The sequence below is a fragment of the Roseburia sp. AM23-20 genome, from assembly GCF_003470905.1.
In the GTDB taxonomy this organism is placed as follows: Bacteria; Bacillota; Clostridia; order Lachnospirales; family Lachnospiraceae; genus Roseburia; species Roseburia rectibacter.
Genome location: NZ_QRHS01000019.1, coordinates 1 through 22,332 on the forward strand (window position 1 = coordinate 1; position 22,332 = coordinate 22,332).

Here is a 22,332-nt window from a genome sequence, read left to right on the forward strand (position 1 = left end):
CGGTACGCACGGTGGTGTGAGAGGTCGGGAAATCACTCAGATTTCCCTCCTACTCGATTAAATAAATACTTTTAATTAGCCGATTACGGCATCCTCTGCTGTAAAATGTTCCAGAGAATTTTCTTTTACCTGTATGCAGATATAAGTAATTCCGGAAATATCGGATGCAAAAAACTGACGCTTTGCAGCAGGTGCGATTTTTAGCCAGTCTCCAGTTGAAAGGCTGATTTCTTCTCCATCAATTACGGCTTTGCCGTTACCTGAAAGAATTCCATAGATTTCTTCATTTTCTTTATGAGAATGAACAAATGGGACATTTGCTCCTGCAGGTAGTTCGTTTAAACTGATTTCTGCACCTGTTAAAGACAACTTTTCATGCAGTTCAATTCGGTTTTCCTTTCCAATAGTTGTTTTTGTGTAATTTGTCATAATAATACCTCCATAGTTGATTTGTAGTTTCTGGTTGCTTGGTATTAGTATAGTGTGAGACACATACAAAAACAAGTACGCACCTTTTTGTAACTGTACACTCAAAATTGAATGTGTTACAATAGACTCGGAGGTGAGAATTATGCGAGCAAAAGAAGAATTACCGGAATGCCCAGTTGCAACAGCGGTATCTCTCATCGGAGGAAAATGGAAACTGCTGATTTTGCGTAACTTGAAAGAGCGCCCATGGAGATTCAATGAGCTACAACGAAGTATAGATGGTATTTCACAAAAGGTTTTGACAGATAGTTTAAGACAAATGATGAGTGATGGACTGGCATATCGCCACGATTACCATGAGCAGCCACCGAGAGTCGAATACGGATTAACGGAACTCGGAACAAAAATGCTTCCAATTGTTAATTCACTTGCTGACTTTGGTAACTACTATAAATCACTTATTGAACAGAATTAAGTACGTTAGTATTTGAAAAGCTCGAACAATCGGAATTTACAGAACTACAAAGAAAGGATACATATTATGGAAGGAAGATTAATAGCATTTGTTATTTGGGTAATAATCGGCGTATTATTTATTGTAATGGGCATTTATGATTTTAATTCCAAGAAAGCAAAACCTTTCGGTTTTTGGGCAAATGCTGAGGTAGCGCCCATAGAAGATGTGAAAGGCTATAATCGTGCTTTGGGCATATTGTGGTGCGTGTATGGTGTTTTGTTTACGTTAATTGGATTGCCTTTATTAGATGGGCAGAATTCGGGTTTGATTATTATACCTATATTGGGTGCAATGCTTATTAGTATTGCGGCTATGGTAGCGTATGTAGTAGGTATTGAACCCAAATACCGCAAAAAGAAATAAATGGAAACTTCCAGTTTAAGAAGTTTATGGGGGCTGTCTCCAAGACACGTCAATTTGAATTGTTTATTTTCATAAAATGTGTTACAATCAAGTTAGTCGAAACTAATTATATTGCAAAAAAGGTAAATGTATGAGTGAAAGAATAAAACCTACTATCAGTGGTAGTGCTGAGACAATGCTCCAGAGCTTTTATGCCAGAGCCCAATATTCCAAAAGTAAGCATAATAAATTCTATGATGCAAAGGCGGTAGAATTAGTCGACAGAATTGATTATGATTTTTCTACAGCGGCTAGGGATTCTACGATGGGGAAAGGGGTAATTGCTAGAACGATAGTTTTTGATGAATTAGTAAAGAATTTTATAGAGAAAAATCCTGATTGTACGGTGGTTAATATTGCCTGTGGTCTGGATACGAGATTTTATCGCATGGATAATGGTAAAATCACCTGGTACAATCTGGATCTGCCAGAAACGATAGCAATCCGCAATCAGATTTTCGAGGAATCAGGACGTGTTTCTACGATAGGAATTTCTGCACTTGACCCTGCATGGTCAAAAGAAGTAAAAGTGCGGGGGAAAATGCTTTTTATCATTGAAGGATTATCAATGTATCTGACAGCAGAAGAAAACGGTAAGATATTAAAAATAATAAAGGACAACTTTGATAATGCCTGTATTCTTATGGAATGTCTGGCAAAGGCATGGGTAAAGAAAGAAGGAATAGAAAAATCCATACAGCAAACAGGCTCAAAATTTGTCTTCGGTGCAGATCATTTTGAAGACCTTGGGAATATGACAACAGGGTATCATAAAATAAAAGATGATAATATTCTTCGTGGCATGGAGTTATTTTCATCTGCATACAGACTTTTGTCGTTATTACCGATTGCAAAAAAGGTTACGCAGAAGATTCTGATATTTGAAAAAGACGATCAAAGCATGTGAAAGAGTCTTTATACGTGAATGTAAAGAGGCGGTGCAGATATGAAGGTTGAAGCAGCGAAAGAAGTGCCAATGGTAAGGACAGATAAAGCCAGATAGTAATTGGGGCGTGGGAGTAATCCTGCGTCCTTTTTGTGTTTTAATGCATCTTGGTTCATATATTATGCATCTTAGTAATGCTCATATAGACATTGAAGCAACAAAGCTTATAGTTAAACATCAGGATATATTTAGAGATTACGAGGTAGTAAAGGGCGGAATGGATGATGTATTTCTTGCGGTAACAGGCAAGACGCTGGGAGGTGAAAACGAATGAAGACAGTTATTTCTCTTATGAACAGGAATAGGAAATTATTTTTCAGAGATAAAGGAATGTTTTTTTCTGCACTTATCACACCATTTATTTTGATTGTATTGTATGCAACATTTTTAGCAAAGGTTTATAAGGACTCTTTTACATCAGCATTTCCGGAAGGATTTACGATTGCGGAAAAGTTGATTGATGGGACAGTTGCATCCCAGCTAGTTGCCGCTCTCTTAGCAGTAAGCTGTGTAACAGTTACATTCTGCGTGAATCTTACAATGGTTCAGGACAAGGTGAATGGTATAAGGAAGGACTTAAATGTTTCACCGATAAGTCGCTCAAAGATATATCTTGGATATTTCCTTGCAACAGTGCTGAATTCATTGCTTGTAAATGGGCTGGCACTTGTGATCGGACTTCTTTACATAGGAAAAATGGGCTGGTATTTAAGCTTTGTGGATGTGCTTTGGATTATTATTGATGAGATTCTTCTGGTGCTATTTGGAAGTACACTTTCAAGTATTATAAGCTATCCGCTTACTACACAGGGGCAGATGTCAGCAGTAGGAACGATTGTCAGCGCAGGCTACGGCTTTATCTGTGGAGCATATATGCCAATCTCTAATTTTGGCTCTGGATTGCAGAAAGCATTGTCATATCTTCCGTTAATCGGTCAACGGGTGTATACTCGCATTAACCCAATTGGTCAACGGAGGTGGCTTATGAATTATAAATTTTATGCTTTGCCTGTAGAAAAACAATCTCAAATATTGAATGCAGCATATAAAGTATTTGCAATGAATCAATATAAAAAGGCACCAACCTCAGAAATTGCAGCAGAAGCCGGAATTTCCAAGTCACTTTTGTTTCATTATTTTCATAACAAGCAGGAGCTGTATATTTTTTTATGGAATCATGCAGCGGATTTAACAAAAAAGTACATGTGTAAATATAAGGTATATGAAACAGATGATTTTTTTGAAATGATGCGTCGAGGTCTGATGGCTAAGTGTGCAGTGATGAGAAAATACACATTTTTGTCCTTATTTTCCATAAATTCATACTTTGAAACAGAGCCGGATATTCAATCAACTATCCAACCGTATGTACAGGATGTTACCCAAACGACATTAGAAATGCTTTTGTCAATTTTGAATCTCGATTTCATCCGTAAGGATATAGAATTTGTTCGTATATATAAAGAAATTCTATATGCTTCAGAAGGGATGCTGAAGCATTGGTACAGAACAGGAAATTATGATGTAACTGTTTTTGAGCAGGAATATCTGGAAATGATAAATCATTGGGAAATGGTTTATGGAAAGGGGACGGAAAATGATAGAAAACAGTTATAAGACATCCTGTGGCTGCATCCGTTATTTTGTAAATATAATAGACAAGGAGAAAATTACGTTAGTATTTTTACCGGGACTTACAGCAGATCACAGGCTTTTTGAGAAGCAGATAGAATATTTTGAGAATAAACAGAATGTATTTGTATGGGATGCACCATCACATGCATTATCCAGACCATTTACGAATAATTACAGTCTGGCTGACATGGCAGAATGGCTTTATGAAATCTTAGCAAAAGAAGAAATTTATCATCCGATCATTATTGGTCAGTCTATGGGTGGATATCTGGCTCAAATGCATATGGAATTATATCCGGATAAGATAAAGGGGTTTATTTCTATTGATTCTGCACCGCTTCAAAAGTCTTATATGACTGCAATGGAAATATGGCTTCTTGAAAGAGCAGAGCCATTATATAAAATATATCCATGGAAAGCGCTTCTTAGGGCAGGGTCAAGAGGGTGCGCTGAGACAGATTATGGTCAGAATCTTATGCGGAAAATGATGATGTCCTATGATGCAGACCCTAAAGAATACGCAAGGCTTGCCGGCTTCGGGTACAGAATGCTTGCTGAAGCAATCAAAGCAGATCTGCCATATCGTATCAGTTGTCCGGCGTTACTTATCTGTGGAGAAAAGGATAAAGCGGGCTCAGCAAAAAGCTATAATAAGAAATGGCATCAGAGAGAAGGGTTACCGCTTAAATGGATAAAAAATGCCGGTCATAATTCCAATACCGACCAGCCGGATGAAGTAAACAGGCTTATAGAAAAATTTATCAGCGAGGTAGATTAGGAAGGAAATTCACAGATTGCACTATTTTGTAGTAAATATAGGCATAAATAGTTTACTTGCTGTATAATAGAGATATCTTAAGAAAGAAGGTATTCTCTATGTCATTTAAGGAAAACGCTTACCAGCAAATGTCATTTACAGATAGTTTTTCCGGATTAACTGCCAGAGAACAGAAAGCACAGGAAAAATCCTGAGGAAAAATCCTGGGGAAAAATCCTGGGCAAAAATCTTTGCCGATAAAATATTTCCTGCTATTGATGAAAAGCGCTTTTCTGTATTATACAGTGATAAGGCATCCAGACCGAATACTCCGGTAAATGTGATCGTTGGCGCGCTCATCATCAAAGAGCTTTTTGATTATTCCGATGATGAGATAGTTGAAAATCTTATGCTGGATTTTCGAATTCAGTATGCCCTTCATAATAAGGATCTCTACCATGACTGTGTGAAAGATCTAAGTGCTTCCATTGTAAAATTGATGGAAATCAGCGGCAAAGTCAGACGAATGGATTCCATGATGGTTGAATCCAACATCCGCAAACTAAGCCGGATGGAACTGATATACACCTGCATTCTCCGTAATGGAGTGGAAACTGTTCCGTCAAATATTCGAAAGAATTACCATTTGGAAAAGATGCCCCGTGGAAAACAGCGTGGCAAGTTCTCTTTCGGTTCCAAAATAGCCGCATTGAATTTCCGGAAACTCTTCAATTATGTGAAGGGCTTAGGACATTACACTCAAAATCCGGTACTTGCATAAAACAAGGCAGGAAAGCCCCGGCATATATCTTCTAAAATCCGGCGACATACTACAAATTATGAATTTTTCAAGGTACTATAGAAATAGGGGCAAAGTTATTTATGGTTTTGCCCCCAACATCATGATATTTTAAAATTGTAATAAAAAAAGTTACAATTTTAAAAGACGAATTGAAACAGATAATCAAGGGAGAAGGTGAGATATTGGCTGATTTACCCATCGACAAGAAATACTACAACAAGCTTGACATAGATGGATTTTCTAAAATGATGAATTCTCCAACGTGCAGCTATAAGTTTTATTGGCTCGAAGCAATTGTGCAGCTGATATCTGCTAATAAAAAAGAAGCTGCCTACGATGAAATCATCAACAAAATGATATCAAATGCCTGGTATCCGGTTCTTGAGTATCACATCCACTTAAGTGGAATCTATGGGGAAGGAATTATTAAGGATAATCTTGAAAAAGCCGTATTAAGATTACAGAAATTAAGCGGACTTGCAAACAATGCAAGTGACGTAGAAATCATAAATAAATTGCTGGAGTTTTCGGAGGATAAAGAACTTGGCACTTACAAAAAAGACCTCACGAAAAATGTTCCTTACAAGGCTTTGTCTGGATTTGCAAATCGTGGAGTCGAGAAGATTAATCTGGAAAGCAGTGCCGGAAGAATGATGGAATATTATAACAAACTAAGCCAGACCGAAATCTTATTGCCCTATACATTTAATGATGGTAAAAGTCTGAAAAGAGTGATTACCTTTCAAGATGACTGGTTTCAAATGATTCGGGACAATACCGTAAACATTCTCGGTTGGATTCAGTTGGAAAAGGTTAGGTGGCTGCAGAATAATAATCCGGAAGTTCCGGGATTGGTATATAAACTTACCTCCGCAGATGAAAAAATACGCAAGTTGGAAAATGCAAGAAAGCTTTGGGACGCGGTGATGGAAATTACGCCAATTATAGATGTATTTAAGGGTGAACCAATCAATACACAAGAATATGATCTGGATCATTTTATTCCACACTCATTTGTGATGAATGATGAACTCTGGAATCTCATGCCGATGGATTCCATTTGGAATTCTAGGAAAAATAACAAGCTCCCAAAATGGGATTTGTTTTTTTCTAAGTTTGCAGATAATCAGTTTATTTTATATGAAAAGATGCATGAAAAGCCTGGAATTTACAAGTTATATGAAGCCTGTTACAGAGACAATTTACATTCCATTTGGGCAAATCAGGAACTTTATCGAAAAGGAAATTCAAGAGAGGAGTTCTGTAAGATATTGGATAAAAATATGCATCCCGTATACGATTCGGCAAGAAGGCAAGGTTACCAAATTTGGAATCTTGCATGAAATATATTGGATTGGCTACCTTTATAGATATTTTGCATTTATTTACGAAATAAGTTCCGTTCAGGTATACAAAATCGTAAAGCCGAAAGAGTTAAGAGGTTTATTTTTGCCTTATGCGTGGAAACTGTCATCAGAAGAACTGACACTGTTAAAGGGAGATGTGCGTTTCCATGATGTCGTGTTCGGCTATGTGCCGGAGAAAACGGTGCTGAACGGAATATCATTGTTTGCAAAACCGGGACAGATCACATATGATGGGATCGACGTCAAAGATATCAGGAAAGATGACCTGCGGCGTTCTCTTTCCATGGTAATACAGGATACACATTTGTTTACAGGCACGATCGCACACAGGCTTTCCACCGTAAGAAATTCCAATGCGATCATGGTACTTGAAAAAGGAGAGAATGACAATGGGATATTTAATTTCCGAGACAACAAAAGAAGAACGTGAAAAGATCGTGGCAGAATCATTAGGAAACATGGATGCAGCCTGCGATGGCTGCATGTCAGGACTTGTGGAAATGTATCAGGATTATATTGATGGGAAAAAAGAATTGCGCGAGATCAATATGGAGTTCAATGCCCGCTATGTGAAAAGTGAGGATATGCCTGGAAGAGAAGGCTGCGGGTATCAGGGAAGGTAAGTGTTAAAAAGGAAAAACGGAAGGATAGATGTTCAGATAAGAAGGAGGACAATAAAATGAGTTTAGTAAAAGGAATCCATCCTGTATGTTTGAAAAGCAGCCGGATTTGAAAAAAGAGAGTGCGGGCAGCTTTGGCAACAGATGTTGAAAATTAAAGTCAACTAAAATTTACGAAAAACCAGTTATCAAACCCACCAGGACATGATATAATGGTAAAAATGTACTAGTTATGTGCAGGAACAGAAGGGGGAGCGTAAGTGATGACATTTGCGGTTTTGTGGCTGTTACTTCATATATTTGGTGTTCTTGTGGCTTTTGATTTACTGGTGATTGTTTTCCGGAAGGAAGATACAAACTATAGAGGGGAGCTTATCTTAACGATTGCCTGTTGTCTGGTGACACTTGTGGCAAAAAGTATTTACATTGTGGGCGGTCAGAAAGAAACTATGGTTGTGATCGGGAAAATGGAATACCTGGGAAAATGTTTTGGTAATTTCTGCGCTCTCATGTTTATGATACGCTGGAAAAATATAAAAATCCCACAATGGGCAATTCATCTGCTTCTTGTGGTAAACATGGGATTTTATGTTATGATCGCAACCGTTGATTATCATCATCTATACTATAAAGATTACTGGCTGGCTCCTTCGAAGGCAAACCTGAACGGATATACGCTGGAAATCTCTCCAGCACCAATGTACTATGTCTATATGGCTTTCTTACTGGCAGAAATCATGACCACGATCGGCATCATCATCTCTTCCTACTGCTCTCAGAGAAGTATGCCCAATAAAGGAAAAATCCATTTCCTTATGATCGCAGCGATGCTTTCACCAATGCTCCTGTTGTCTCTGCGCATTTTAAAAATTCTAAAAGGAGATGATCCAACACCTCTTGGAATTCTGTTGTCCTGTATCTTTATGAGCATTGCCGTTGTAAAATACGGCTTGTTTGATCCTGTAAAAAATGCAAAAAATTATATTATTGATAATCTGAAAGAAGCTGTCATTGTAACAGATGCGGATCACCGTTTCCTTTTTTTTAATTCGATGGCGGATAAAATTATTACTTCTATAAATAAGGAACAGGGATATTGCACGGATGATAAGATATATACATTTATTCAGGGCAGTCAGGATTTTTTTGACTGGAAAGACCGGCATTATCAGGTGGAAGAAACGGTGTTAAAGGACAATGAACTGATACAGGGATATATGATGACAATTGTCGACGTGACAAAGATCATAGAGCAGAACCATCTGATGAAGCGTCTTGTATTACAGACGGAAGATGCCAACCGTGCCAAAACCAACTTCGTTTCGAATATGTCACATGAGATACGTACGCCGATGAACTCTATTGTGGGAATTACAGAGATCTTACTGCGTTCCCGGCATTCACCGAAGGAGCAGGAATATTTGCTGAATATCCAGAGTTCCGGGCGTGTGCTTCTTACGATCATCAATGATGTGCTGGATTGTTCAAAGATGGAAGCCGGTAAAATGCAGCTGTTTGATGAACCGTATGATACATGTTCAATGTTTCATGATCTGAGGATCAGTATGGAAAACAGGATCGGACATTCCGGTCTGGAACTGATCTATGATATTGATCAGGATATTCCATGTAAGCTGAAAGGGGATATGGGGCGTATCCGTCAGGTCATCATAAACCTGGTGAATAACGCCATTAAATATACAGAGAAAGGCAGCGTCCGCTTTTCCGTGCATGTCAGACAGAAAAATACGGATAAAGTAATGCTTTATTATGAGGTGGCAGATACCGGGATCGGAATCCGCAAGGAAGATCAGAAAATTCTGTTCGATGCGTTTCAGCGCGTGGAGATGGACAGAAACCGTTATGTGGAAGGAACCGGACTGGGGTTGACAATTTCCCAGAATTTAGTCAATATGATGGGAGGAGTCATTGAAGTAGAAAGCGAATATGGCAAGGGAAGTAAGTTTTACTTTACGATAGAACAGACCATTGTTGATGCGACACCAATGTCTGCTGTTAATTACGAGCAGCAGAAGGAGAGTGTGATCGAAAAAGAAGCAGAGAATCTGTTTATTGCGCCGGAAGCTCATATTTTGCTTGTAGATGATAATGATCTGAATCTTGTGGTTGCGCAGGAGCTTTTAAAGCCGCTTCAGATGCAGATAGATACCGCGGAAAATGGTATGCAGGCAGTTAAGATGGTTCGGCAGGAACAATATGATCTGGTATTGATGGATCATATGATGCCGGTTATGGATGGAATAGAAGCTACAAAAGAGATTCGTGCATTGCCGGATGAAAAACGAAAAGAAGTGCCGATCATTGCACTCACTGCAAATGCAATGGTAGATGCGAGAAAAGAATTTTTGAATGTGGGGATGAATGGTTTTGTTGCAAAACCGATTGAGTTTACACGGATCTGTAATCAGTTAAAGTTATGGCTTCCGAAAGAGCTTATACACGAGATTTCTAAGGAAGAGGCAAAAGAACTTATTACAGAGGATGATATGGATGCTGCGGCAGAGACAGAAAGATCACAGGAAGTAACAGACGGATTTTCGTTTGAAGAGGGGGTAAAACGTTGTGGTTCAAAAGCAGCCCTTATGAAAACGATCCAGATTTTTTACCGTACAATCGACAGCAAGGCAAATAAGATCGAACAGTGCCTGAAAGAAGGTCTGATCAATGATTATGTCATTGAAGTACATGCGTTAAAGAGTTCCGCACTTCTGATCGGTGCAGTACCGTTATCAGAGGCGGCAAAGGAACTTGAAAGTTGTGGTAAGCAGGCAGACACATCAGTGCTTGAGGAAAAAACACCGGATCTGCTTACGATGTACCGTGGTTTTAAAACGATACTCCGTCCTTATGCAGATAAGGAGGAAGCTGCCAAAAAAGAAGTTTCGGATGGCGAGTGGATCGATGGAAGAGATTATGGAATTGACAGATACCATGACGGAGTTATTGCGGGACTAAAGGAGGTTTATTATGCTTGAGGACAAAAGAGAATTTCTTATTTTGATGGAAGAACAGAGTTATCTGACGAAGTCATTTGAGAGTACATTTGAAAAAGAAAAGGTTAAAGCAAAGGTAGTAAATATCGCAATGGCAACAACGCTTACCACAAAAGAACAGCCACAGGGCTATCTGATCTGTACAAGTGCAGAACTTTTGAAAAAGGCGGTAGGTGTCAAGGTAATTGTCGATCATGCGATCAAGCATAAAACGCCTGTATTTGTTATGGGAAACGTGGAAGAGCTTGAGAAACTCTGGGAAACGCTTGCAAAGCAGATGTTTACCGATATCTTTATAAGACCGATCAATGTTGTGGAGATGGTGGAAAACATCAAACGGCAGGTCGATGAATATTACAGGATGAAAAAAAGAACGATTTTAGCAGTTGATGATTCGGGGGTAATACTTCGAAATATTAAGACACTGTTAGAAGATAAATATCAGGTGATCCCGGTCAATTCCAGCGAGATGGCGATCAAATACCTTGCCTTAAATATACCGGATCTGATCTTATTAGACTATGAAATGCCGATCGTCGACGGCAGGCAGTTTATGCAGATGATACGTGAAGATGCAGAATTTCAGAATATTCCGATCATTTTCCTGACGGGAAAAAATGATGCACAGACAGTCATGAACGTGATGTCATTAAAGCCGGACGGTTATCTGTTAAAGAGCATGGATGCACAGAAACTGCATGTAGCAATCGATGATTTCTTTAAAAAGCGGACAAAATAATATGGAAAATACCTCCTTTGCAGGCATGATATAAATCTGCTCAGGGGGTATTTTATTGATATTGAAACCCACCATTTACCGGGACCTGTAATATCAGAAGAATAAAAATCAAAGAAAAAAATAAGAAAAGTTTAATCTTCACAAAATTGACAAATCTGTATGTAATGATAGAATAACTTTGTTGAAAAAGAGACTATGAGAGATTGAATTATGAGGAAACCATGAAGATAAAGTTATATTTTGAAAAAGAGAATCTGATCCGGCTTGCAGTTGCAATGGTGTTTGCAGCAGTGCTGTTTGCAGTCATTCGATTTCCGATATGGGTGCTGCTTGGTTTTGGAGTACTTTATTTTGGAATCAAGAGCTTAAAGATTGAATTAAATGAAAAACTGTCATGGCTGTGGAGTGCGCTTATGCTGGGAAGCGGCGGTATTTTTACGGCTTATCATATCCAGTACCTGCTTTTGGATGCAGAACTGAGAGCTAAGATTTCAGATAACAAAATGCTGTTAAACGTATTATGCTGCCTGGTAGTTTTTCTGGTCGTCCAGGTATTTACGAATAATACAGGCTTAACCTGCCTGATCTCGCACATTGTGCTTTTATCCTTTGCAGGGATCAACTATTTTGTATATTTGTTTCGGGGAAATGAATTTATTTTCAGTGATTTAAAGTCCATTCAGACAGGACTATCCGTGGCAGGCAATTATGAATTTGTCATGGATGCAAGGGCAGGGTATGTGATACTTCTTTCCACGCTGTATGTTGCACTCATCCGGAAATTGCATGTTTCCTTCAAAAAAAGGATTCCAATGTCGATCGTCTGTATTTCACTTGCCGTGCTTTGCTGTGTATATATAGGAAAACATACGCAGACTGTAGTGACAGAAACATGGGAACAAAAGGGAAGTTATAGAAACGGTTACATCTTAAACTTTGTGTTAAGTATCCGTGACTGCTTTATTGCGGAGCCGGAGGGATATTCGAAAGAGGCAGTGCAGGAACTGGAAAAACAGTATGCAAAAGAGACGGATACCGATAATGGGGGGAAAGAAAAGAAGCCGACGATCATTGTTGTTATGAGTGAGTCTTATGCGGATTTAAGCGTGGTGGGTAATTTCTCAACGAATATCGATCTGACGCCGTTTTATGATTCTCTGGAAGATAATACGATCAAGGGACACGCGCTTTCTTCAGTATTTGGTGCTAAGACACCGAACTCGGAGTGGGAATTTTTAACCGGTAACTCCATGGCATTTCTTCCGAGCGGTTCGGTTGTCTATCAGCAGTACATTACCGATACGCCGACGTCGCTGGTGTCAGATCTGAAAAATATCGGATATACCTGTGTGGCAATGCATCCTTATTATGAGACCGGATGGAGCAGGAATATTGTATATCCGAATATGGGATTTGATGAGTCACACTTTATAGATGATTTTGACCAGACCAAGATCTTACGTGATTATATTACAGATCAGGAACTGTATGAAAAGATCGTTGACCGTTATGAGAGCAAAAAGTCCAATGAAGATTTATTTATCATGAGTATTTCCATGCAGAATCATGGTGGTTATACGGAAAAATATGATAATTTTGATGAAAAGGCACGGATGCTCGGTATCAATTATCCGGATGTGAACCAGTATCTGTCATTGATTCATGAGAGTGATTCTGCATTAGAGTATCTGATCTCCTATTTTGAAAAAGTGGATGATCCGGTGGAGATCGTCTTTTTCGGAGATCATCAGCCAAGTTTATCATCCAGCTTTTATCCGTATCTGAATGGAAAAGGTCTGGGGGGACTGACGCTGTCGGAACTTGAAAATCTCTATACAGTACCATTTTTCATCTGGACAAATTATGACAGCGAAAAAGAAAATGTTGAGTTGACAAGTCTTAATTATCTGTCTACATTGGCATTAGAGCGTGCGGGCATCACGCTTCCGGCATATAACCAGTTTTTAGCTGACATGATGGAAGAAATTCCTGCAGTCAATTCCAGAGGTTTTTATTCAAAATCACAGGGAAGATTTTTGCATGTGGAGGATGCGGCCGGTGAGGATGCCAGATGGCTGAAAAACTATGAGATACTGCAGTATAACAATATGTTTGATAAGCGAAATAAGAGTGAGTTATTTTTCCCATATCTAAAACAATAGAATGCATAGATGAGGCTGGGAGCAAATAGTGGTTAAAATACGATTTAAGGAGGAAAACAATAAGAGTTATGGAAGCGGTAGTACTAGGAAGTACAGGGATCAAAGTAAATAAAAATGGATTCGGTGCGTTGCCGATCCAGAGAGTCAGTACGGAGGATGCGGTAAAACTGGCGAGAAAAGCGTATGAAGCGGGCATTACATTTTTTGACACAGCGCGTTTCTACACGGACAGCGAGGAAAAGTTAGGTGAAGCATTTGATGGAATGCGTGAGAAAGTTTATATTGCAACGAAAACAGCGGCAAATAATGCAGACGAATTCTGGGAGCAGCTTGGCATTTCTTTGCATAATTTAAGAACGGATTACATTGATATTTATCAGTTCCACAATCCGTCTTTCTGCCCGAAGCCGGGGGATGGAACAGGACTTTATGAAGCAATGCTCGAAGCAAAAGCACAGGGAAAGATCCGTCATATCGGTATTACAAACCACAGACTTGCAGTTGCCGAGGAAGCGATCGAATCCGGATTGTACGAGACATTACAGTTCCCGTTCTGCTATCTGGCAACAGATAAAGATATTGCTCTGGTGGAAAAATGCAAAAAGGCAAATATGGGCTTTATTGCGATGAAGGCACTTTCCGGTGGACTGATCACAAATTCGGCAGCAGCCTATGCATTTGAAGCGCAGTATGAAAATGTACTGCCGATCTGGGGCGTGCAGAGAGAAAAAGAGCTGGACGAATTTATTTCTTATATTGATAATCCGCCAGCTATGACCGATGAGATCCGTGCACTGATCGAGCATGACAGAAAAGAACTTGCGGGAGATTTCTGCCGCGGATGTGGTTATTGTATGCCGTGTCCGGCGGGTATCGAGATCAACAACTGTGCCCGCATGTCATTACTGCTCCGTCGTTCCCCGTCAGCGCTGCAGCTCACACCTGAGGTTCAGGCTAAGATGAAGAAAATTGAAAACTGTTTACATTGCAATAAGTGTAAGAGCAAATGTCCGTATGGGCTTGACACACCTGCGCTTCTGGCAAAAAATTATGAAGATTACAAACAGGTGCTTGCCGGAAACGTGAGTGTTAATTAGAAGATCACAAACAGATGCCTGCGGGGAACGTGAGTGCTAATTAGAAGATTACAAACAGGTGCCTGCGGAAACCGTAAGAGTCAATATCAGGAAGATAATGGCAGTGTGAAATATAAGCTGTCTGGAAATGAGGTTCATTATGAAAAAGTATGAAACAGTCGTTTTTGACCTGGATGGAACTTTATTGAATACGTTAGAGGATTTGGCGGATGCCACCAATCATGCACTGCGCACGATGCAGATGCCGGAGCGCACGATCGGTGAAGTGCGTTCATTCGTTGGAAACGGTGTGCGTCGTCTGATGGAACTTTCCGTTCCGGGAGGATTTGATAATCCAAAATTTGAAGAAACATTTTCCATATTTAAAAAATATTATGGAGAGCACTGCAATGACAAAACCAGAGCCTATGATGGTGTGGTTCCGCTGCTTCGTGAATTAAAAGAAAAAGGTTATGCCCTTGCGATCGTTTCTAATAAGATTGATTTTGCCGTCAAAGAATTGAATGAAATTTATTTTGAAGGAATCGTGCAGGCTGCGATCGGAGAACGCGAAGGTGTGGCGAGAAAACCGGCACCGGATATGGTAAAAACTGCACTGGAAGAACTGGGTAAATCTGCTGATACAGCCGTCTATATCGGGGATTCAGATGTGGATGTCATGACAGCAAAAAATTCCGGACTGCCATGTATCTCGGTACTCTGGGGATTCCGTGATAAGGAGTTTCTGATCGAACATGGAGCAACACATTTTGCAGAGAAACCAGAGGATATTGTAAAATTTTTAGAGCAGTAGAGGATGGCAGATTAGTCTGTCTGCAGAGGAAAGGAAATTTGCATGAAAAAAAGAAACTTTATATTGATTGTAGCATTGTCACTGTCATTGATGTTTGCAGCAGGCTGTGGTGAAAATAAGAGTACCGGTGCGGACAATAGCGCAGACCGTCAGGAAACGAGTGAAAGCACGGTACAGAATGAGGCACAGGCAGATGACACAGAATCTTCTGGAGATACACAGCGGGCAGAAACAACAGACATTGCCGATGGGACAGAAGCAGAACAGGAAGCACAGAGTGATTATCAGGTAGAGATGGTAAGTTATAAAAAAACAGAGCTGGTTGATATTTCTTACCCGAAGATCACAGGATGGAGTAATACCGACAAGCAGGAAGAATGGAATAACTACTTTGAAACTACTGCGAAAGAGGCTGCCGGGGAAATGACAGGAGATACAGAGGAGATGAGCCTTGGCGCAAACGATTCTGTAATGCTTACCTACACCGTACAGGAACAGACGCAGGATATATTGTCATTGACCTGTCAGGGTTATTATAATTATGAGGGAGCGGCACATCCGTCCGCAGCACTTACATCCGTTAACATTAACATGAAGACCGGCGAAAAAATGACATTTTCTGATTTTGCCGATCCGGATCAGACAGCAAAAATTTTATTTGCCGGGAAAGAGGATGGAGGCAGCGCGCAGGGGTATACGGTACTGGATGCAGATGGAAATCCTTCTGCAGAAATCACGATGAAGGATATTTTGGAATTTAATTTTATCTGGATGGAACCGACAGAGGAATCACTTGCAGCAAGCCTTGCTCATTTTGATGGCGATCTGGAGGATTATGGAACAGATGAGACAACAGGAGAATCTTACATGCATGATGGAAAAGTATATGTGATCTTTTATGTCAATCATGCTATGGGTGATTATGCAGTGGTAAGACTGGATTAGACGGAAGCGGGCGCTGGATGCAGAAGCATTTGACGTCCGCTTTGTCATATCTTTTGACACTCACATCATATCATGTTAAAATACATAGAACCTATGAGAAAACTAGGAATTAATGGAAAAATATAGTTTTTATAAAAAGGCAGTAAGAAGAAGGATTGTTATGCAGTCAGTACAGGAAAAATATAAAAATTTACAGGAATATTTAAAATCATTGGGCAGTGTTGCCGTTGCATTTTCCAGCGGAGTGGATTCTACATTTCTGCTTGCCGCTGCTAAAGAAACACTTGGTGCAGATCATGTGATCGCAGTTACCGCATCCTCCTGTTCTTTTCCGAAAAGGGAGTTAGAGGAGGCAAAGCAGTTTTGCAAGGAACAGGGAATCAGACATATCGTGTGCAAGTCAGAAGAACTTGATATCGAGGGATTCCGGCAGAATCCGAAGAACCGCTGTTACCTTTGCAAGCATGAGCTGTTTGAAAAAATACTTGAAATCGCAAATGAATATCAGATCAATGCCGTAGCAGAGGGTTCGAATATGGATGATAACGGCGATTATCGTCCGGGACTTGTAGCCGTAGCAGAACTTGGAATCAAAAGTCCGCTCAGAGAGGCCTTATTGAATAAAAAAGAGATCCGCACACTTTCCAAAGAAATGGGATTGCCGACATGGGACAAGCAGTCATTTGCGTGCCTTTCCTCCCGGTTTGTTTATGGAGAGACGATCTCTGAAGAAAAACTTGGTATGGTAGATAAGGCAGAACAGTTATTGCTTGATCTGGGATTTCATCAGGTGCGCGTAAGAATCCATGGGGATATTGCGCGTATTGAAGTGCTGCCGGATGAGATTGAGAGACTGGTTTCCGGGGAAAACCGGGAAAAGATTTATTCTTACCTGAAACAACTGGGATTTTCCTATGTGACACTTGATCTTGGTGGATACCGTATGGGAAGTATGAATGAGACACTATAGTGAAATAGCAATAGAGATAACAGGAGATATACAGGATATGTTAAATCAATTTTCGAGAACCCAGTTATTACTTGGGGCGGATAATATGGAACGGCTTGCCAATGCGAAAGTTGCGGTCTTTGGGATCGGCGGAGTTGGCGGCTATGTTGTGGAGGCACTTGCAAGAAGCGGAGTCGGATCTTTTGTGATCGTGGATGACGACAAGGTCTGCCTGACCAATATCAACCGTCAGATCATTGCAACCAGAAAGACAGTTGGAAAATATAAAGTTGATGTGATGACAGAGCGCGTCTTAGAGATCAATCCGGATGCGAAGGTGGAAGCAAGAAAATGTTTTTATCTGCCGGAAAATGCACATGAGTTTGATTTTTCCGAATATGATTATGTCGTGGATGCAGTAGACACAGTTACAGCCAAATTAGAGATCATCATGCGGGCAAAAGAGTGTAACGTACCGGTGATCAGCTGTATGGGAGCCGGCAATAAATTAGATCCGACCAAATTTGAAGTAGCAGATATTTATAAGACGACAGTCTGTCCGCTTGCCCGTGTCATGCGTCGTGAGTTAAAAAAACGTGGCGTCAAAAAATTAAAAGTTGTATATTCTAAGGAACAGCCGACAAGACCGATCGAAGATATGAGTATCAGCTGCCGTTCACATTGTGTCTGCCCGCCTGGAACAGTCCATAAATGTACAGAACGCCGAGATATTCCGGGAAGTATCGCATTTGTACCGTCTGTGGCAGGTCTGATCCTTGCAGGGGAAGTTATAAAAGACCTTACAAAATAATTCTTACAAAAATATTTAAAATATTGATGCAGGGAACATGAGGAAGATTAAAAAAGTTATGGGTGAAATACATGAAAAGGTATTTCACCTATTTTTTTTGTGTGTGAATTTGCCTGTTTTTAGAAAAAAATAGACAAAAACAGAATATAATAAAAAAATTAGTACAAAAGTACAAAATGTATAACATAATACTTGCATTTTACAATGCAATGTGCTAAAGTGTTATCAGCGTAAAGGGGCGCAGAGAAAAAGAGCCATCTTTGCGCATTTTTATTAAGGAGGAAAGTCCTCTCCTCGTCAGAGGACTCGGATTTTTGCTTCGCAAAAACAAGGAGGATTACTATTATGAAAAAAACCAAAGCAGTTTTGGCTATGTTGATGGCCGGAACAATGATGCTTGGTCTTGCAGGCTGTGGCGGGAACAGTTCTTCTGCAACACAGGGAACGACCACAGGCACAGAGACAGGCAGCGCAGCAGGTGATGCTGCAGGAACAGATGCCGCAGCAAGCGCATCAGACATGAATGTTATGCTTGAAACTCCGGTCGAGTCACTCGATCCGCAGCAGGCTACCGACGGAACATCCTTTGAGGTAATCGCTGATTACACCGACGGTCTGATGCAGATGGATGCAGACGGACAGGCAGTTCCGGCAATTGCAGAAAGCTATGATTTATCAGACGATGGTTTAACTTATACATTCCATCTTCGTACCGATGCAAAATGGAGCAACGGCACACCGGTTACCGCAGCAGATTTCGTATTCGGATGGCAGAGAGCTGTTGATCCGGATGTCGCATCAGAGTATGCATATATGTTAAGCGATATCGGTCAGATCAAAAATGCAGCAGAGATCATCGCAGGTGAGAAAGACAAGAGTGAACTTGGTGTGACAGCAGTAGACGACAATACACTTCAGGTTGAACTGAATGTACCAGTCAGCTATTTCACTTCTCTGATGTATTTCCCGACTTTCTATCCGGTAAATGAGGAGTTCTTTACTTCCTGTGGAGATACATTTGCAACAAGTCCTGAGACAGTATTATCAAACGGTGCATTTGTGCTGGATTCTTATCAGCCGGCAGCAACTGCATTCCATTTAACAAAAAATGCAGACTACTATGATACCGACAGAGTAAAACTTTCCGGATTAAGTTATCAGGTAATCCAGGATTCACAGCAGGCATTAATGAGCTACCAGACAGGAGCGCTTGATACAACATTAGTAAACGGTGAGCAGGTTGATCAGGTAAAAGATGATCCTGAATTCACAACCGTTGGTGCCGGTTACTTATGGTATGTCAGCCCGAATATGAATTCTGTTCCTGAACTCGCAAACTTAAATATCCGTCTTGCAATGACAATGGCAATCGACCGTGATTCCATCACAGCAGATGTATTAAAAGATGGTTCTGCTTCTACATACACAGCAGTTCCAATGCAGTTCGCAGCAGGTCCGGACGGATCTGACTTCTCCGAAGATCAGACAAAATTCTCTGATGTATGTGCTTATGATACTGCAAAAGCAGCAGATTACTGGGCAAAAGGTTTAGAGGAACTTGGTGAATCTGAGATCACTTTAGACATGGTAGTAGATGCAGATGACGCACCTCAGAAAGTAGCGCAGGTATTAAAAGAGCAGTGGGAGACAGCTCTTCCGGGACTGACCGTAAACTTGGTTGTTGAGCCGAAGAAACAGCGTGTGGAAGACATGCAGAACGGTAACTTCCAGTTAGGTTTAACACGTTGGGGACCGGACTACGCAGATCCAATGACATATCTTGGAATGTGGGTAACAGATAACTCTAACAACTACGGTCTGTGGAGCAACGCAGATTACGATGCAATCATTGATGAGTGTACAACCGGTGATCTTTGCACAGATGCAGAGGGACGCTGGGCAAGACTCTACGATGCTGAGAAGATTGTTATGGATGAGGCAGTTATTTATCCGCTTTACACACAGTGCAACGCAGAGATGCTTTCTTCTAAAGTAACGGGCGTTGAGTATCATCCGGTAGCTATCAACCGTGTATACAAAGATGCTGTAAAGACCGAATAAAAAAGTGTTGAAACAGTAAATATTCTGTTTTGCAGGAAAATGAATATAGCCGCACTAAAGTGCAAAACTTTGGTGCGGCAATTTCATCATATTGTTGACGCTATAGGAAATGAGGCAGGAATTTCCTATGTCGTGAACGCAAAACTAAAGGAGGAAAATCCTCTGCTCCTGCAAAGGCAGTCGCATTTTCCTTCGGAAAACAAGGAGGAAAATCCTCTGCTCCTGCAAAGGCAGTCGCATTTTGCTCCGCAAAACTAAAGGAGGATTAGAACGTGAAAAAATATGCACTTAAGAGAATTGTAACGTCTTTGTTTACGTTGCTTGCAATTTTGCTCGTTCTGTTTATTTTGATGCAGCTGATGCCGGGTTCTCCATTCAACGATGAGAAGTTAAATGCAGACCAGAGAGCAGCGCTGTATACGAAATATGGACTGGATCAGCCGTTGCCGGTACAGTTTGTGAAATATGTAGGCAATATGTTAAAAGGAGACCTTGGCGTAAGCTACAATATCTCAAAGAATACACCAATTTCCCAGTTGATAAAGACAAGACTTCCGATCTCCATCAGTATCGGAGGATATGCGGTGTTGATTGGTGCCGTGGTCGGGCTTTTGCTTGGACTTCTCGCGGCATTAAAACATGACACGATATGGGATTCGTTAGCGACGATCATTTCAGTTATCGGTGTGTCGGTACCGTCGTATGTGTTCGCGCTGGCACTCAGCTATAACTTCGGATTTAAATTAGGGTGGTTCCCGATGCTGTTTTCGGAGAGCGATATTTTCGGATCAAGCGTGCTGCCTAGTATCTCACTTTCGATGTTTACGATGGCGTCGATTGCACGTTTTACACGAAGTGAAATGCTTGAGGTACTCGGCAGCGATTATATGCTGCTTGCGGAGAGCAAAGGAATTTCGGGTTCAGCGCTGATTTTTAAACATGCACTGCGAAATGCACTGATCCCGATCATCACCGTGCTTGCACCGCTGATTGTCGATCTGATGACCGGTTCTCTGGTTGTTGAAAAAATATTTGCAATACCGGGTGTCGGAAGTCTTCTGGTAAATGCCATTCAGTCGAACGACTACAACGTGGTTATCGCATTAAGCTTTATTTATTCTGCAATGTACATTGCCATCATGCTTGTGGTAGATATCCTTTACGGAATCATTGACCCGAGAATTCGTCTGGCAAAGAAAGGAGACTGATATGGTGTCACAGGAAAATACCATGAATGTGGGAAATGATGCTGCCGGCTACATACCGGTCGAGGCGGATTTTAAATTTAAACATACGGATGGCGAACTTGCGTTAGATGACAACTTTGCAGCACAGAGTTTCTGGAAAGACGTATTGATCCGCTATTTCAAAAAAATCAGTGCAGTGATCGGTCTGATCCTGATCATTATCATTACGGTATTTGCAATTATTGGCCCGGGGATGAATGATTTCAGTTACTCCGAACAGTCACTGACACAGAAAAACTTTGCACCGAGGGTAAAAGGTCTTGAAAAACTTGGCATCTTCGATGGCAGTGAGGGCATGAAAACAACGACCGGAACAAAAAAGATCAATTACTATGAAGAAAAAGGCTTAGATGATCTTTACTACTGGTTCGGAAGTGATAACTTCGGACGTGATATCTGGACACGTACCTGGTCCGGCGCACGCGTTTCCCTGATTATCGCCGTAGCAGCCGCTATCATCGATATGGTGATCGGTATGAGCTATGGACTGATCTCCGGATATTTTGGCGGGAAAGTCGATATGTTCATGCAGCGGTTTCTGGAGGTCGCGAACGGTATTCCGCGTCTTGTTATCGTAACTCTTTTATTATTAGTACTGCAGCCGGGTATGCTTACCATTATTTTTGCATTGATGCTGACAGAGTGGGTCGGCATGAGCCGTATCGCAAGAGCTGAGATGCTCAAATTAAAAGAGCAGGAATTTGTACTTGCATCACGGACACTTGGAGCAGGAAATTTCTTTATTATCTTTAAAGAAGTTCTGCCAAATATCATTGGACCGATCATTACACAGGTAATGTTCTCCATCCCGACAGCGATCTTTACCGAGGCGTTCTTAAGTTTCGTAGGTCTTGGTATTCCGGTGCCGCAGTGTTCACTTGGTTCACTGATCTCCGAAGGATTTAACAGTTTTACCACACATCCGTACCAGATCATTCCGCCGATCGTTGTAATGGCGCTTCTGATGTTAAGCTTTAACCTTGTAGCAGATGGTTTACGTGAAGCATTAGATCCGAAGCTGAAAGAAATGTAAGAAAGG

At 40.7% G+C, this 22,332-nt stretch carries 20 protein-coding genes and 1 pseudogene; 20 read left to right on the forward strand and 1 reads right to left on the reverse strand.

Going from position 1 to position 22,332, the window contains the following annotated elements; genetic code table 11:
- Positions 1-75: 75 nt before the first annotated feature.
- Complete coding sequence (locus DW650_RS13785; RefSeq protein WP_118210241.1) at positions 76-429, reverse strand: cupin domain-containing protein; 354 nt, start codon at positions 427-429, stop codon at positions 76-78.
- Positions 430-571: 142 nt separating this feature from the next.
- On the opposite strand from DW650_RS13785, the gene DW650_RS13790 reads away from it, so the two are divergent.
- The 20 genes and pseudogenes from DW650_RS13790 to DW650_RS13900 all read left to right on the forward strand — a co-directional run bounded on the left by DW650_RS13790 (position 572) and on the right by DW650_RS13900 (position 22,326).
- Positions 572-904 (forward strand): winged helix-turn-helix transcriptional regulator, encoded by a 333-nt coding sequence (locus DW650_RS13790; RefSeq protein ID WP_072522465.1) that lies wholly within the window; start codon positions 572-574, stop codon positions 902-904.
- A gap of 66 nt (positions 905-970) precedes the next feature.
- Positions 971-1,309 (forward strand): hypothetical protein, encoded by a 339-nt coding sequence (locus DW650_RS13795; RefSeq protein ID WP_117684373.1) that lies wholly within the window; start codon positions 971-973, stop codon positions 1,307-1,309.
- Positions 1,310-1,439: 130 nt separating this feature from the next.
- A complete protein-coding gene (locus DW650_RS13800) occupies positions 1,440-2,255 on the forward strand; it encodes a class I SAM-dependent methyltransferase (protein ID WP_117920226.1) in 816 nt (271 codons plus the stop codon).
- A gap of 330 nt (positions 2,256-2,585) precedes the next feature.
- Positions 2,586-3,911, forward strand: coding sequence for an ABC transporter permease (locus tag DW650_RS20505; RefSeq protein ID WP_330414654.1), 1,326 nt, complete (start codon positions 2,586-2,588; stop codon positions 3,909-3,911).
- Entirely contained in the window at positions 3,892-4,707 is an 816-nt protein-coding gene (locus DW650_RS13820; RefSeq protein ID WP_118210242.1) for an alpha/beta fold hydrolase, read from the forward strand. The genes DW650_RS20505 and DW650_RS13820 overlap by 20 nt, the downstream gene beginning before the upstream one ends.
- A gap of 388 nt (positions 4,708-5,095) precedes the next feature.
- Positions 5,096-5,467, forward strand: a complete 372-nt coding sequence (locus tag DW650_RS20110; protein ID WP_243102966.1) for a hypothetical protein — start codon at positions 5,096-5,098, stop codon at positions 5,465-5,467.
- Between the two features lie 170 nt (positions 5,468-5,637).
- Complete coding sequence (locus DW650_RS13830) at positions 5,638-6,831, forward strand: HNH endonuclease domain-containing protein (RefSeq protein WP_243102967.1); 1,194 nt, start codon at positions 5,638-5,640, stop codon at positions 6,829-6,831.
- A gap of 109 nt (positions 6,832-6,940) precedes the next feature.
- Positions 6,941-7,189, forward strand: a pseudogene (locus DW650_RS20655) (ABC transporter ATP-binding protein); the annotation flags it as partial.
- A 55-nt stretch (positions 7,190-7,244) separates the two neighbouring features.
- Entirely contained in the window at positions 7,245-7,478 is a 234-nt protein-coding gene (locus DW650_RS13840) for a purine biosynthesis protein PurH (protein ID WP_118210243.1), read from the forward strand.
- Between the two features lie 260 nt (positions 7,479-7,738).
- The gene (locus DW650_RS13845) at positions 7,739-10,471 is read left to right on the forward strand and encodes a response regulator (RefSeq protein WP_243102975.1); all 2,733 of its coding nucleotides are present in this window, start codon (positions 7,739-7,741) and stop codon (positions 10,469-10,471) included.
- Positions 10,464-11,228, forward strand: a complete 765-nt coding sequence (locus tag DW650_RS13850; protein ID WP_243102968.1) for a response regulator — start codon at positions 10,464-10,466, stop codon at positions 11,226-11,228. Before DW650_RS13845 ends, DW650_RS13850 begins: the two co-directional genes overlap by 8 nt.
- Before the next feature lie 221 nt (positions 11,229-11,449).
- Entirely contained in the window at positions 11,450-13,390 is a 1,941-nt protein-coding gene (locus DW650_RS13855; RefSeq protein WP_118210244.1) for an LTA synthase family protein, read from the forward strand.
- A gap of 68 nt (positions 13,391-13,458) precedes the next feature.
- Positions 13,459-14,487, forward strand: a complete 1,029-nt coding sequence (locus DW650_RS13860; RefSeq protein WP_117920215.1) for an aldo/keto reductase — start codon at positions 13,459-13,461, stop codon at positions 14,485-14,487.
- Positions 14,488-14,626: 139 nt separating this feature from the next.
- Positions 14,627-15,280 (forward strand): HAD family hydrolase, encoded by a 654-nt coding sequence (locus tag DW650_RS13865; RefSeq protein ID WP_117920213.1) that lies wholly within the window; start codon positions 14,627-14,629, stop codon positions 15,278-15,280.
- Between the two features lie 42 nt (positions 15,281-15,322).
- Positions 15,323-16,225, forward strand: coding sequence for a PdaC/SigV domain-containing protein (locus DW650_RS13870; RefSeq protein ID WP_118210245.1), 903 nt, complete (start codon positions 15,323-15,325; stop codon positions 16,223-16,225).
- A 160-nt stretch (positions 16,226-16,385) separates the two neighbouring features.
- Entirely contained in the window at positions 16,386-17,195 is an 810-nt protein-coding gene (gene larE, locus DW650_RS13875) for an ATP-dependent sacrificial sulfur transferase LarE (protein ID WP_117920306.1), read from the forward strand.
- Positions 17,196-17,232: 37 nt separating this feature from the next.
- Positions 17,233-17,985 (forward strand): tRNA threonylcarbamoyladenosine dehydratase, encoded by a 753-nt coding sequence (locus DW650_RS13880; RefSeq protein WP_118210246.1) that lies wholly within the window; start codon positions 17,233-17,235, stop codon positions 17,983-17,985.
- A 345-nt stretch (positions 17,986-18,330) separates the two neighbouring features.
- Positions 18,331-20,046: a peptide ABC transporter substrate-binding protein gene (locus DW650_RS13885; RefSeq protein ID WP_118210247.1), complete on the forward strand. Its 1,716-nt coding sequence runs from the start codon at positions 18,331-18,333 to the stop codon at positions 20,044-20,046.
- Positions 20,047-20,318: 272 nt separating this feature from the next.
- Positions 20,319-21,254 (forward strand): ABC transporter permease, encoded by a 936-nt coding sequence (locus DW650_RS13895; protein WP_006857403.1) that lies wholly within the window; start codon positions 20,319-20,321, stop codon positions 21,252-21,254.
- Position 21,255: 1 nt separating this feature from the next.
- Positions 21,256-22,326: an ABC transporter permease gene (locus tag DW650_RS13900; RefSeq protein ID WP_006857402.1), complete on the forward strand. Its 1,071-nt coding sequence runs from the start codon at positions 21,256-21,258 to the stop codon at positions 22,324-22,326.
- The last annotated feature ends 6 nt before the right edge of the window (positions 22,327-22,332 follow it).